Annotated in this window: 12 protein-coding genes; 7 read left to right on the forward strand and 5 right to left on the reverse strand. The window is 64.4% G+C overall.

What is annotated here, in order from left to right; translation table 11 throughout:
• Positions 1–108 precede the first annotated feature (108 nt).
• Entirely contained in the window at positions 109–447 is a 339-nt protein-coding gene (locus HU230_RS33615) for a P-II family nitrogen regulator (protein ID WP_176534499.1), read from the reverse strand.
• 305 nt (positions 448–752) lie between these two features.
• Between HU230_RS33615 and HU230_RS33620 the strand changes: the two genes are divergently transcribed.
• Positions 753–1,643, forward strand: a complete 891-nt coding sequence (locus tag HU230_RS33620) for a DUF4339 domain-containing protein (protein ID WP_176534498.1) — start codon at positions 753–755, stop codon at positions 1,641–1,643.
• Positions 1,644–1,648: 5 nt separating this feature from the next.
• On the opposite strand, the gene tesB is transcribed toward HU230_RS33620, so the two are convergent.
• Positions 1,649–2,512 (reverse strand): acyl-CoA thioesterase II, encoded by an 864-nt coding sequence (gene tesB, locus HU230_RS33625; protein ID WP_176534497.1) that lies wholly within the window; start codon positions 2,510–2,512, stop codon positions 1,649–1,651.
• Between the two features lie 232 nt (positions 2,513–2,744).
• Between tesB and HU230_RS33630 the strand changes: the two genes are divergently transcribed.
• Positions 2,745–3,965, forward strand: coding sequence for a ubiquinone biosynthesis hydroxylase (locus tag HU230_RS33630; protein WP_176534496.1), 1,221 nt, complete (start codon positions 2,745–2,747; stop codon positions 3,963–3,965).
• A 117-nt stretch (positions 3,966–4,082) separates the two neighbouring features.
• On the opposite strand, the gene HU230_RS33635 is transcribed toward HU230_RS33630, so the two are convergent.
• The 3 genes from HU230_RS33635 to HU230_RS33645 form a co-directional block, all read right to left on the reverse strand.
• Entirely contained in the window at positions 4,083–4,997 is a 915-nt protein-coding gene (locus HU230_RS33635; protein WP_176534495.1) for an alpha/beta hydrolase, read from the reverse strand.
• 85 nt (positions 4,998–5,082) lie between these two features.
• The gene (locus HU230_RS33640) at positions 5,083–5,280 is read right to left on the reverse strand and encodes a Trm112 family protein (protein WP_018269337.1); all 198 of its coding nucleotides are present in this window, start codon (positions 5,278–5,280) and stop codon (positions 5,083–5,085) included.
• A gap of 106 nt (positions 5,281–5,386) precedes the next feature.
• Entirely contained in the window at positions 5,387–5,923 is a 537-nt protein-coding gene (locus HU230_RS33645; RefSeq protein WP_176534494.1) for a TetR/AcrR family transcriptional regulator, read from the reverse strand.
• 93 nt (positions 5,924–6,016) lie between these two features.
• Between HU230_RS33645 and HU230_RS33650 the strand changes: the two genes are divergently transcribed.
• The 5 genes from HU230_RS33650 to HU230_RS33670 all read left to right on the forward strand — a co-directional run bounded on the left by HU230_RS33650 (position 6,017) and on the right by HU230_RS33670 (position 12,102).
• Positions 6,017–6,367: a hypothetical protein gene (locus HU230_RS33650; RefSeq protein WP_176534493.1), complete on the forward strand. Its 351-nt coding sequence runs from the start codon at positions 6,017–6,019 to the stop codon at positions 6,365–6,367.
• A 274-nt stretch (positions 6,368–6,641) separates the two neighbouring features.
• Positions 6,642–9,176, forward strand: a complete 2,535-nt coding sequence (locus HU230_RS33655) for a bifunctional diguanylate cyclase/phosphodiesterase (protein ID WP_224924760.1) — start codon at positions 6,642–6,644, stop codon at positions 9,174–9,176.
• 224 nt (positions 9,177–9,400) lie between these two features.
• Positions 9,401–9,670: a PepSY domain-containing protein gene (locus tag HU230_RS33660; RefSeq protein ID WP_420840907.1), complete on the forward strand. Its 270-nt coding sequence runs from the start codon at positions 9,401–9,403 to the stop codon at positions 9,668–9,670.
• A 10-nt stretch (positions 9,671–9,680) separates the two neighbouring features.
• Positions 9,681–10,238 carry a cytochrome b/b6 domain-containing protein gene (locus HU230_RS33665; RefSeq protein ID WP_176534491.1) on the forward strand — a complete coding sequence of 186 codons (558 nt, stop codon included), beginning with the start codon at positions 9,681–9,683 and terminating at the stop codon, positions 10,236–10,238.
• A 241-nt stretch (positions 10,239–10,479) separates the two neighbouring features.
• Positions 10,480–12,102 (forward strand): hypothetical protein, encoded by a 1,623-nt coding sequence (locus HU230_RS33670; RefSeq protein ID WP_224943845.1) that lies wholly within the window; start codon positions 10,480–10,482, stop codon positions 12,100–12,102.

Here is a 12,102-nt window from a genome sequence, read left to right on the forward strand (position 1 = left end):
CACCGGCGTCGTTGCCGGCGATGATCTCGAACGTTTCTTGAGCATGATCTTTTCGGAGAACCGGCTTCCACTTTTCCGGATCATGCTCCAGGAGCCATACTTCAAGGCTCAGAGCGCGTCGTTGTCGGTCTCGCCGGTGCGGATGCGCAGCGCGTGGTCGATCGGCGTCACGAATATCTTGCCGTCGCCGATCTGGCCGGTGCGGGCGTGCTCGGTGATGACGCTGACCGCCTTTTCGGCGAGCGCGGTGTCGACGGCGATCTCGATCCTGAGCTTGGGCAGGAAATTCACGACATACTCGGCGCCGCGATAGATCTCGGTGTGGCCCTTCTGGCGGCCGTAGCCCTTCACCTCGGTCACCGTCATGCCGTGAACGCCGATCGCGGTCAGGGCCTGGCGTACCTCATCGAGCTTGAACGGTTTGATGATCGCGACGACGAGTTTCATGGTTCAGGCCTTCATTTCCTTGAGGTTTTCCGTGTGCGTCCATCCCCGGAGCGGCACTTGCCATCTCCGAGCCTGCACGTCCCGCCAGCGGAGCGGCAATTTGCCGTCCGCCAAATCTGGCAGCTTTCTGGGCAAATGGCATAAAAAAGTTGCAGGTTGAAGGGGAAAACGTGCGCAGCGCGTGAACTCCGTCACTATACGGGACGACAACCGTCGGCCAGAATATGGCTTTCCCGCCCCGGCCAGCGCTCCCGCTGGCTCATTCTCGCCACAGCGCGTGCACCCGCGCCCCGAGGAACAATAAAATGTCGAATCGAAACTGGTTTTATGCATCTGAAGGCCAGCAAAAAGGCCCCCTGCCTGAAGCTCAGCTCCGCGACCTGATCACCCGTGGCATGGTGGGCGCCGATACCTTGGTGTGGACCGAGGGCATGGCCGGCTGGCAGAAGGCTGGGGAGATTCCTGGCCTTGTTCCGAGCGCCGGTGCGCCGCCGGCGTTTCCGCAGGCCGGCGGACCCCCGGCGGTGGCCGCATCGGCAAGCTATAGCGGCGGCGCGCTGTCCGCCGACTTCCCGATCTGGGGCCTGTTCGGACGCAGCTTGCTGATGTTCATCGGCCAGATTTTCGTCATCCCCGCGCCGTGGACTGCGACCGGCCTATACCGCTTCGCGATTCCCTATATCCGCGTGCCGGGGCGGCCGCATCTCGGCTTCACCGGGCAGCCGCTCGACATCTGGTACGTCTTCATCGTGCTCGGTCTTCTGACCTATGCCGGAGCGGCCAACAGCAACATCGTCACGCTGCTCTCGCTGCTGCTCCAGGGCTTCTTGAGCTGGATGATCGTCCGCTGGATCTTCAGCCGTCTCAGCTCGAGCGGTCAGGAGCTGCCGATCTCGTTCAACGGCAGCCCGGCGGTCTATGTCGGCTGGTACGTGCTGATGGTGATCGCAGCCGTCACCATCATCGGCTGGGCCTGGGTGATGACGGCATGGCTGCGCTGGATCTGCCGCAACGTCGAGGGCACGCGCCGCGAGGTCACCTTCAATGCCTCCGGCCTCGAGGTGCTGTGGCGAACCATCGTGTTCACCATCGGCTGCGGGTTCCTGATCCCGATTCCGTGGGTGCTGCGCTGGTACGCCAACTGGTTCATCTCGCAATTCGCGCTGACCGAGCGCGGCGCCTACGCCAACGGCTAAAGCGATTACGCCTTGCGTTCGCGCACCGAACCTTCTTGCGCGACGGATGCCACTAGCGTGCCGTCGGGCTTGAAGATCAGGCCGCGGGTCAGGCCGCGGCCGGACTGCGCGCTCGGCGAATCCTGCGCGTAGAGCAGCCATTCGTCGGCGCGGAACGGGCGATGAAACCACATCGCGTGATCGAGGCTCGCCGGCATCATGCGCCGGTCGAACAGCGTGCGGCCGTAGCGCGCCATGACCGCATCGAGCAGCGAGAAATCCGATGCATAGGCGAGTGCGCACAGATGCAGCGCCGGATCGTCGGGCAATTTCGCCGCGGTACGGATCCAGACATGGATGCGGCCATCCTCGATCTGCTGACCGAAATAGCGGCCGAGCTCGACCGGGCGCAGCTCGATCGGCCGGTCGCTCTCATAGTAGCGGCGGATGAATTCCGGCATTTCCTTGAACATCGGCTGCTTCGACACTTCCTCCGCGGTCAGCTTCTCCGGCGGCGGCACGTCGGGCATCTTCTCCTGATGATTGAAGTTGCTCTCTTCCTCGGCGTGGAACGAGACCATGATGGAGAAGATCGCGTTGCCGTGCTGGATCGCGGTGACGCGTCGGGTGGTGTAGCTCTTGCCGTCGCGCAGCCGCTCGACCTGGTAGATGATCGGGATCTGCGGATCGCCCGGCAGGATGAAATAGCAATGGATCGAATGCGGCAGCCGGCCCTCGACGGTGCGGCAGGCCGCGACCATCGCCTGGCCTATCACCTGGCCGCCGAACACGCGCTGCCAGCTCGTCTTCGGACTGTTGCCGCGGAACAAATTCACCTCGAGCTGCTCGAGATCGAGGATGGACAACAGGTCGATCAGGCTCTTGGACATGAGGGGTGCGTCCTGAATGGGTTAAATGCCGTCATTCCGGGGCTCGCGAAGCGAGAGCCCGGAATCCATTCATCCACGGAAGATGCGGCCTGATGGATTCCGGGTTCGCGCGTTGCGCGCCCCGGAATGACGACGGGGCTGATTAGCCGCTCTTGTTTCTGTCCCCTGTTTCGCCCAGCTATTATCAGGTAGCAAGCACAGTCTGAGAGCGCAGGGCGCGTAAAGGAACGGCATGCCGGCACAGCGAAGTATTGTCATCTGCGGGGGCGCTTTTGCGGGTCTGGCGCTGGCCGTGGCGTTGCGCCAGGGGCTGGGGCCGGACATTCCGGTCATCGTGGCCGATCCGGCGCTGAGCCAGCGCCCGAGCCGCGATCCGCGCGCGACCGCGATCGTGGCGGCCTGCCGGCGGCTGTTCGAGACCCTCGGCGTCTGGGGGCAGGTGGCGCCGACGGCGCAGCCGATCACCGACATGGTCGTGACCGATTCCAAGCTCGAGGACGCCACGCGTCCGGTGTTCCTGACCTTCGCCGGCAATGTCGAGCCGGGCGAGCCGTTCGCCCATATGGTCGAGAACCGCTATCTGATCGATGCGCTCGCAACCCGCGCCGAGGCCGAGGGGGTCGAGCTGCGCGCCACCCCGGTGTCGAGTTTCGACTCGCGGCCCGACGGCGTCAGCGTGCGGCTGGCCGACGGCACCGAGATCGATGCGAGCCTGCTGGTCGCCGCCGACGGCGCGCGATCGAAGCTGCGCGAGCGCGCTGGGATCGCGACCCATGGCTGGGACTATGACCAATCCGGCATCGTGGTCACCGTCGGACACGAGCGCGAACATCACGGCCGCGCCGAGGAGCATTTCCTGCCCGCGGGTCCATTCGCGATACTGCCGCTGACCGGCAATCGCTCGTCGCTGGTGTGGACCGAGACGCGCAAGGATGCCGCGCGCATCACGGCGCTGAGCGAGGCGGAATTCCACGCCGAGCTCGAACAGCGGTTCGGCCTGCATCTCGGCGAGATCAAGGCGCTCGACAAGCCGCGGGCGTTTCCGCTCGGCTATTTCGTTGCGCGTTCCTTCATCGCCGAACGGCTGGCGCTGATCGGCGACGCCGCGCATGTGATCCATCCGATCGCGGGACAGGGGCTCAACATGGGCCTGAAGGATGTCGCCGCACTTGCCGAGGTCGTCGTCGATGCGGCGCGGCTCGGCATGGATCTCGGACAAGCCGACGTACTCGAGCGCTATCAGCGCTGGCGGCGCTTCGATACGATGGCGATGGGCGTTGCCACCAACTCGCTCAACTTCCTGTTCTCCAACGAATCGACGCTGCTGCGCACTGTGCGTGACATCGGATTGGGCCTCGTCGATCGCGCGCCGCCGCTGAAGAGCATGTTCATCCGCCAGGCAGCGGGATTGTCAGGCGAAGTGCCGCGGCTGCTGAAGGGCGAGGCGCTGTAGGCTTGCTCGGTGCCGTAAGCCCGGATGCAGCGAAGCGAAATCCGGGAGCAGTCTCTCCTCAGGTGGATCGGCCTCGGATTGCGCTGCGCTTCGTCCGGGTGACGGCCTTCGCATCCACTATTTCTGTGAAATGAAGCCAGCCACTGCGTCGATCAGGTCGGGGTCGAGCGACCGCTCCGGCTCGTTGTAGCTCGCCATGTCGTCCGCCGCGTCGGTGACGTCGACCAGCAGGTGATTCATGTCCGGCTGCCACAATGATTTGGCCGCGAAGTCGGCGGTGGTGAGTGCGAGGAAGTCGAGCCGCGCCAGCTGATGGTCGCGGCCGCCCGCGACGATCAGGACAAGCCCGGTAATCTTCTTCATCGGATCGATCGGATCCTCGGTGAAGGCAGATGCGATGGCGGGCTGCATCGCTGGCGCGATCGCCAGTCCCGCCGGCGGTGGGTTGACGATCTGCCCGGCCATGATGTCGTCGATGGCCTTTCCGATCGGCGCGAATTTGTCCGGCGGCAGCTGCTTTTCGAGCTGCGCCTTCAACAGGTCGCCCTGCTTGCGCGCCGCCGTTGCCAGCAGCACCAGCCGGTCGATCGGCACGCGCTGTGCGGCGAGGATCGCGACCAGGCCGCCTTCGCTGTGCCCGACCACCGCAACATGAGCGAACTTGCCGCTGCCGCGCAGATACTCGATCAGTGCCGTCGCGTCGCCGACATAGTCCTTGAAGCGAAAGTCCTCCGGACGACCGAACTCCTTCTTCCATTCGCCGGCGCCGCGCTTGTCGTAGCGCAGCGTCGCGATGCCGCGTGCGACCAGCTGCTCGGAGAGTTTCTTCAACGTTGCCGGCTTGAGCTGCGGCCCGTTGCCGTCATGATCGGTCGAGCCGGAGCCGGCGATCAGCAGCGCCACCGGCGGCTTTGCGATGTCGGACGGCACGGTCAGCACCGCGTCAATGGCGCCGATGCGCAGCCTGCTCTCGTGGGCCGTCGCGCTCGCCACCGAGACGAGCAGCAGCAGCCATGTGACGAGGGCGCGCATGTGGTCCTCTTATTGGAGCATGATCTCAGCGCAAACGCTTGCGTTTGTCGCGGGAAAACCGCCTCACACTTTTCCGGATCATGTTTTAGTCGATCTTGCGCGCCTCTTCCGGCAACATGATCGGGATGCCGTCGCGGATCGGATAGGCGAGCTTTGCGGAGCGCGAGATCAGCTCCTGCCGCGCGGCGTCGAACTCCAATGGTCCCTTGGTGATCGGGCACACCAGGATTTCGAGCAGTTTTGGGTCGGCGGTGCTCTCGAGATGGTCGGTCGTCGAATTCATTGATGTCTCCGACTGGAGCGTTTTCGAGCGAAGTGGGCAGCGGTTCGCGTGAAGAAAACGCGTCAGAACAAACTGGCCGTCGTGTAGCACATTCTCGTGTCAACTGTCAGCGCTTGGTCATCCGCAACAGCTCGTCGATTGCGGCCTGCTGACGCGGCTTCGGCAGCGTTTGCTCGGACAGCGCATAGCCGATGAACGCCCAATAGAAGATCTGCGCCCGGCCGCGCGCCACGTCGTCGGGGAATCCGGCGTGGCGGAGCAGGGTTTCGATATAGCCGATGCGGCGCTGGTCGACTTCGAGCACGGCGGCGCGCGCCGCGGCATCGGCGGTCGCCCAGCTGCGCACCGCGCGCTCCAGCGCCAGCCGCGCCGAGAAGGTCCGGCGCAGCAGCAGCGCCAGCGCGTCGCCGCCTTCCGGAACGGTCTCGAGCTCGGCGATCACCTGCTCGGCGGCAACCTCGCGCCAATGGTAGAGGATCGCGGTGCGATAGGCGCCGATGTCGGCGAAATGCCAGTAGAAGCTGCCGCGCGAGACCCCGATGGCCTTGGCCAGCGGCTCGGCCTTGAGCGCCGTGAAGCCGTGCTTCGCCAGCGTCTTCAGGCCCTGATCGAGCCAGTCCTTGACCGAGAGCTGTTCCGTCATGGTTCCCTGTCCGCGTCCGGACCATACACAAGTGTATTGACAGGCGCCAGCCGGCGGTGTCCTATCCATACAGCACTGTATGGAGACGTCGCGATGCGTGATCTTTTGCTGCAAGGCGCCGGAATCATCGCCATCCTGGTCAGCCTGATCCATGGCGTTCTCGGCGAGACCAAAGTGTTCGCACGCGCCACCGTCGAGCCGCCGCGGCTGCGTCTCTTGCTTCGTCTGGTCTATCAGGCCGGCACGGTCGCCTGGATCGGGGGCGGCGTGCTGCTGGTCGCCGCGCCGGCGATGGCCTCCGATGCCGCGCGGCACTGGATCGTGGCGACGCTCGCCATCGTGTTCGGCAGCGCCGCGCTCGCCAATGGGGTCGCGACCCGCGGCCGGCATTTCGGCTGGATGGCGATGAGCGCCGTCGTGGCGCTCGCCGCCGCCGGCTACTAGCGGGCGCGTGACGACCGATCGCATCGGCCTGCGCATGTTTCGCGGAGAACGCGCAGGGCGAGGCGTCGCTGGTCACAACCGGCGAAACCGTCCTGGTTCCGCTCGAGGGCTGAAGACGTGCGATCGCAGGTCATGTGGAATATTTATGGAGCCATCAATTTCCGTGCGGAATCGGCTTACGCGCGGATAACCATGCCACTGAAAGTTGTAGAAAATTATCGAGAAGACAATTCAATCGGCCTAGCTTGTCGGCGCGGACAACCAGGACCGACGCATGTTTCGTGTTCTTACGTGTCTTTCAGGTGAGCATGACTGGCGGCTCGTTCTGCTGGCCGGCCTGGTCTGCTTCGTTGCCAGCATTGTCGCCGTCAACATCTTCCATCGCGCGATCGCTTCGCAGGCGAGGACGCGGCTGATCTGGATCGCGATCGCGGGAGCTGCGATCGGCTACGGCATCTGGGCAACACATTTCATCGCCATGCTCGCCTACGAGCCGGGCGTGCCGACCGGCTACGGCATCGTCCTCACGGCGCTGTCGCTCGCCGTCGCGATGATGCTGACGTCCGGCGGACTCGGCCTTGCCGCCAGCGACCCCGGCTCCTGGCGTGCGCCGGTCGGTGGCGCGGTGATCGGAGCCGGCATCGCCAGCATGCATTATCTCGGAATGTGGGCGCTGGAAGTGCCGGGCCACGTGGTGTGGTCGATGGATCTCGTGGCGGCCTCCATCGTGCTCGGCATGCTGTTCGGTTACGCCGCGCTGTCGGTCGCGGTCCGCTATCAGGATCGCTGGATGTCGCTGGTCGCGGCGCTGTTGCTGACGCTTGCGATCGTGTCGCATCATTTCACCGCGATGGGCGCGGTCGAGATCGTTCCGGACCCGCTGCAAGCTCCGCAAGCCCTGTCGCTCTCTCCCGCCTTCCTCGCCATCGTGATCGCGGGCGTGGCGCTGTCCGTGCTCGGGATGAGCCTGGTCGGCGTGCTTGCCGACCGGCGCCTCGCGCTTCGCACCCGTCGCTTCGAGGAAATCATCAGCCAGCTCTCGCTGGCGCGGCAGCAGGTCGAGGCCTCGCAGAAGGAGCTGGAGGAACACCGGCTCCGGCTGGATACGGCGATCAACCACATGGGTGAAGGCCTCTGCATGTTCGATGCGGAGAAGCGCCTCGTGGTGTGCAACGATCGCTACGCCAAGATGTACCGGCTGCCGCCCGAATTGCTGCTGCCCGGCACCGCTCATCGCGAGATCATCACGCATCGGATCGCCAACGGCCTTCTCAAGGGCGAGACCAGCGACAGCGCCGCGACCCAGGTGCTCGCAACACTGAACGCGCTGCCGGCCGGCGAGATCAGCAGCCGGGTCGACGAGCTTGCCGACGGCCGGCTGATCTGCGTGACGCGACAGCCGATGCCCGGCGGTGGCTGGGTGGCGACGCATCGCGACGTCACCGAGCAGCGGCGCTCCGAGGCTAAGATCACCCATATGGCGCAACACGACGCGCTGACCGATTTGCCGAATCGCGTGCTCCTCAAGGAGTGGATGGAGCAGGCGCTCTCCGGCGCGAGATGTGGCGGGCCGAGCCTCGCGGTGCTGATGCTCGATCTCGACCGCTTCAAGGACGTCAACGACACGCTTGGACACCCGGCGGGCGATGCGTTGCTGAAGTCGGTGGCCGCACGGTTGCGCCGGTGCGTCAGCGACACTACGCTGGTCGCGCGGCTCGGCGGCGACGAATTCGCGGTGATCGACCACGTCAGCGATCCGGTCGCGGAAGCCGGTTTGCTCGCGGAGAAGATCAAAAAGGCGCTCAGCGAGCCGATCGATCTCGGCGATCATCGGGTGACCACCACGAGCAGCATCGGGATTGCGATCGCACCGCGCGACGGCAGCCATTCCGACGAGGTGCTGCGCAGCGCCGATCTTGCGCTCTACTCGGCCAAGAGCGGCGGACGCGGCTCGTTCCGTTTTTTCGAGCCGGAGCTCGATCGGCAGCTGCAGACCCGGCGCAGCCTCGAGCGCGACATGCGCAGCGCGCTCGCCAACGGTGAGTTCGAGCTGTACTATCAGCCGTTCATCAATGTCGCGAGCGGGGAGACCTGTGGCTTCGAGGCGCTGTTGCGATGGCATCATCCGCAACGCGGCATGGTCTCACCGGCGCAGTTCATTCCGCTGGCGGAAGAGACCGGCCTGATCGTGCCGCTCGGCGAATGGGTGCTGCGCACCGCGTGTGCGGAAGCCGCCAAATGGCCCGATGATCTCAAGATCGCTATCAATCTGTCGCCGGTGCAGTTCAGGAGCCCGGAGCTGGTCCCGGTGATCGTGCACGCGTTAGCGAGCTCGGGCGTTTCGCCTGACAGGCTCGAGCTCGAAGTCACCGAAACGGCGATCATCCAGGACAGCGAGGCGGTGTTCGCGGCGCTCAGTCAGCTGCATGATCTCGGGGTGCGGATCGCGCTCGACGATTTTGGTACCGGCTATTCGTCGCTGAGCTTCCTGCAGAAGTTTCCGTTCGACAAGGTCAAGATCGACCGCAGCTTCGTGTCCGAACTCTCGGGCGCAACCGACGAGTCGCGCCGGATTGCGCGCGCGATCGTTCGCTTCGCCGTCAGTCTCGGCAAGACGACGACGGCCGAAGGCGTCGAGACCAGGGAGCAGCTCGACATCCTGCGCGCCGACGCCTGCGTGGAAGTGCAGGGCTTCCACTTCAGCCCCGCGGTCCAGAGCGAGAAGGTCGCACAGATGATCAGTGGGCGGATGCCCGTAACGACCGAACGCCCCGCGGTTCGTCTGGCAATGGCGGGTGCCGCGTCCTGACTGAAAGGCCGCGCCGGCAGACCCATGAGGCGCCGCAGCAAGCGGTCAAAACGAAATTGCGCGTGGAGCGCAAAGCGGTTTTCGCAGCCGTTAGAATTTCTCTAAAGCGTGCCGCGTCCGCGCTTCCTTGACTTGGCAATCACCTCGGCATTGTTCACGCATGTGCTCAGCGCGATGGCGTTGTGGGCATGATCGTCAACGGAGGGGAGATGCGCGTGAGAGTAATGATGAGCGCTGCGCTTGCAGCGGGCGTTCTGGGGCATTTGGGTTCGGCGGCGTTCGCCGACGGCTACAAGACTTGCACCAAGCTCGACAAGGCGTCGTGGAAGCCGGCAACCGATGCCGAAGCCAAGGCCAAGGCTGCCGGCTACGAGGTGCGCCGCTCGAAGATCGAGGGCTCCTGCTACGAAGTGTACGGCGTCAAGGAAGGCAAGCTCTACGAGCTGTTCTACAGCCCGGAAGATCTCAGCCTGAAGCACACGATCGCGAAGTGAAGCAGGCGCGATGACGAAGGCGGCGCCCGGCGGCCGCGGCGCCACCACCGTGCAGGTCTGGGACCTGCCGCTGCGGTTCTGGCACTGGGCGCTCGCCATTCTCGTCCTGGTCGCCTGGGTGACGCCCAACGTCTATGACCGGCTGCACCGGCTGGCGGGTTATGCCGTGATCGGGCTATTGGCGTTCCGGCTGATCTGGGGCTTTGCCGGCACGCGCTATGCGCGCTTCGGCAAGCTCGGCGTCCGATTGCGCGCCGCGCCGCGCTATATCTGGAATCTCCGCCGCGGCATCACCGGTCGCTATATCGGGCTCAATCCCGCGGGCACCGTGATGCTGGTGGCACTGCTGCTCACGCTCGCGGTCTCCGCGATTACGGGTGCAATGGAGGTCACCGTCACCTTCTTCGGCGTCTGGTGGGTCGAGGACACCCACGCCTATGCCTCGGATGCGGCGATCGTCCTGGTCGGGCTGCACGTGCTCGGCGTCGTCGTGGTCGGATTGCTGCAGCGTCAGAACCTGGTGCGCGCGATGTTCACCGGACGGAAGGTTTTCCGCAGTCCTCGGTAAGCGCCTTCGAGCCGTCAGGCCCGGTCGCGTCTTTGGTTCGGAAGCCCATGCGCAAATCCGCCTCCGGCGTTGGATGATCCCGACCAACAGTTGAAGCTTATTCTTATTCCAATTCCAAACTTGAGCGATTCTAATCGCCGAGCTGCCACTCGGATGACGGAAACTTTCCGAAATCATTCTTAGTGGTGTTAGGTGCGCCCTTATGTCGCGGGCTTTTCGTTTCCGCAGGGCAGGGGGGCACATGTCATCGCATCGTTGCGTGGGGTTAGGTGCATCGATACTCGATCTTGGCTTTAATTCCAGGGGCGCGGCGCTGCTCGCGGCGACCGCGCTGTCGATCATCAGCAGCGGCAGCGCTTTTGGAGCTGAAGATGGCGCGAACGAGGCGTTGCTGAAAAAGCTCGACAAGATGGAGCGGCGTATCCAGGCGCTCGAGGCCGAGTTGAAGCAGAAGGACAGCCGCACACCCGCGCCGCAGGCGGCGTCGATCCGGAGCGCCAATGCCGCGGCTTCGTCGGTCGAGCCGAAAGAGGCAGCAGACACCAAGGACCCGAAGGACGCCAAGAGCAAGCCCGCGGCTCAATCAGCGCAGACGCCGGCCAAGCCGATGTTGCAGTTGCCCCCGCTTCCAGCGGTGGGTGACAAGCCCATTCTCGGGCTGACGGACTCGCCCGTGGCCGGTCTCAGCATCGGCGCCTATGGCGAGATCAAGTTCGGCGCCATGCAAAACCCTGCCGCCAACGGCCAGTGGCAGAAGGGCTTCGATGCTGCACGATTCGTCTTGTTGCCGACCTATGCGATCACACCGAACATCATCTTCAACGCCGAGATCGAGTTCGAGCACGCAGGGTCCGGTTTTGACAATGACGACAAGCTGCACGGCACCGCGGAGATCGAGCAGCTCTGGATCGATTTCAAGATCCTCGACCAGTTCAACTGGCGCGCGCCCGGCATCGATCTCGTGCCGATAGGCTACATCAACCAGCATCACGAGCCGACGCAGTTCTACAGTGTGAACCGGCCCGAATTGTACAACGGCCTTATTCCATCGACCTGGAAGGTGCCGTCGAGCAGCGTCTACGGCACCATCAGCGAAGATCTGAAGTATCAGGTGATGGTCAGCACCAGCAACGAGGACTTCGGCGATACCTTCGACAATCGCACCGCAGCGAAGACCGTGCCGCTTCCCGGAACGCCCTACGCCGCGGGCATCGATGGCCTGAATGGGCTCGGGTTCTCCAGGCCCCCGCTCGGCGACTTCCAGCAGCTCAACAATGCCGTCGCCGTCTCCGGACGGCTCGACGTCACGCCGACATTCCTGCCCGGGTTCGCGGGAAGTGTGAGCGCCTACTTCTCGCCGAACACGACGCCACGGGGGGCGCACGATGATCTCGGCAATTTCCTGGGCCACTCCAGTCTGGCGATGTTCGACGCCGAGTTCCGCTACCGCGTCCCGGAAACGGGCCTCGAGCTTCGCGGCGAGTATGTTCACGCCGAATTCAGCCATCCGGAGAACCTGCGCGCGAACAACGATTCAGATCCCACCAACAATGTCGGTAAGGCGATGTACGGCTATTCCGGCGAGATCGCCTATCACGTGCCGCTCGGCACCATCCTGAACAGCGAGTGGGAGGCGGTGCCCTTCTATCGCTACACCTACCAGAATTTGCAGAGCGGCGGCTTTGCCGGCACGGATGCCAATATGCCGACCGGCGCCGGCCAACGCCAGTTCCACACCGCCGGCTTCGCGCTCTTCCCGTCACCGAAGATCGCGCTGAAGGCGACCTATCAGCACGTCATCGACAAGAGCATCACCGGCGCGATGTCGGATTCGTTCCTCGGTGGCGTCGGATTCTTCTTCTGA

It is taken from the genome of Bradyrhizobium quebecense (genome assembly GCF_013373795.3).
In the GTDB taxonomy this organism is placed as follows: domain Bacteria; phylum Pseudomonadota; class Alphaproteobacteria; order Rhizobiales; family Xanthobacteraceae; genus Bradyrhizobium; species Bradyrhizobium quebecense.

Excerpts from the sequence above, each read along its gene's own strand:
- HU230_RS33650 (WP_176534493.1), top strand. The coding sequence starts at position 6,017 with ATGCGTGATCTTTTGCTGCAAGGCGCCGGAATCATCGCCATCCTGGTC.
- HU230_RS33645 (WP_176534494.1), bottom strand. The coding sequence starts at position 5,923 with ATGACGGAACAGCTCTCGGTCAAGGACTGGCTCGATCAGGGCCTGAAG.
- tesB (WP_176534497.1), bottom strand. The coding sequence starts at position 2,512 with ATGTCCAAGAGCCTGATCGACCTGTTGTCCATCCTCGATCTCGAGCAG.
- HU230_RS33635 (WP_176534495.1), bottom strand. The coding sequence starts at position 4,997 with ATGCGCGCCCTCGTCACATGGCTGCTGCTGCTCGTCTCGGTGGCGAGC.
- HU230_RS33655 (WP_224924760.1), top strand. The coding sequence starts at position 6,642 with ATGTTTCGTGTTCTTACGTGTCTTTCAGGTGAGCATGACTGGCGGCTC.
- HU230_RS33665 (WP_176534491.1), top strand. The coding sequence starts at position 9,681 with ATGACGAAGGCGGCGCCCGGCGGCCGCGGCGCCACCACCGTGCAGGTC.
- HU230_RS33640 (WP_018269337.1), bottom strand. The coding sequence starts at position 5,280 with ATGAATTCGACGACCGACCATCTCGAGAGCACCGCCGACCCAAAACTG.
- HU230_RS33615 (WP_176534499.1), bottom strand. The coding sequence starts at position 447 with ATGAAACTCGTCGTCGCGATCATCAAACCGTTCAAGCTCGATGAGGTA.
- HU230_RS33630 (WP_176534496.1), top strand. The coding sequence starts at position 2,745 with ATGCCGGCACAGCGAAGTATTGTCATCTGCGGGGGCGCTTTTGCGGGT.
- HU230_RS33670 (WP_224943845.1), top strand. The coding sequence starts at position 10,480 with ATGTCATCGCATCGTTGCGTGGGGTTAGGTGCATCGATACTCGATCTT.
- HU230_RS33660 (WP_420840907.1), top strand. The coding sequence starts at position 9,401 with ATGATGAGCGCTGCGCTTGCAGCGGGCGTTCTGGGGCATTTGGGTTCG.
- HU230_RS33620 (WP_176534498.1), top strand. The coding sequence starts at position 753 with ATGTCGAATCGAAACTGGTTTTATGCATCTGAAGGCCAGCAAAAAGGC.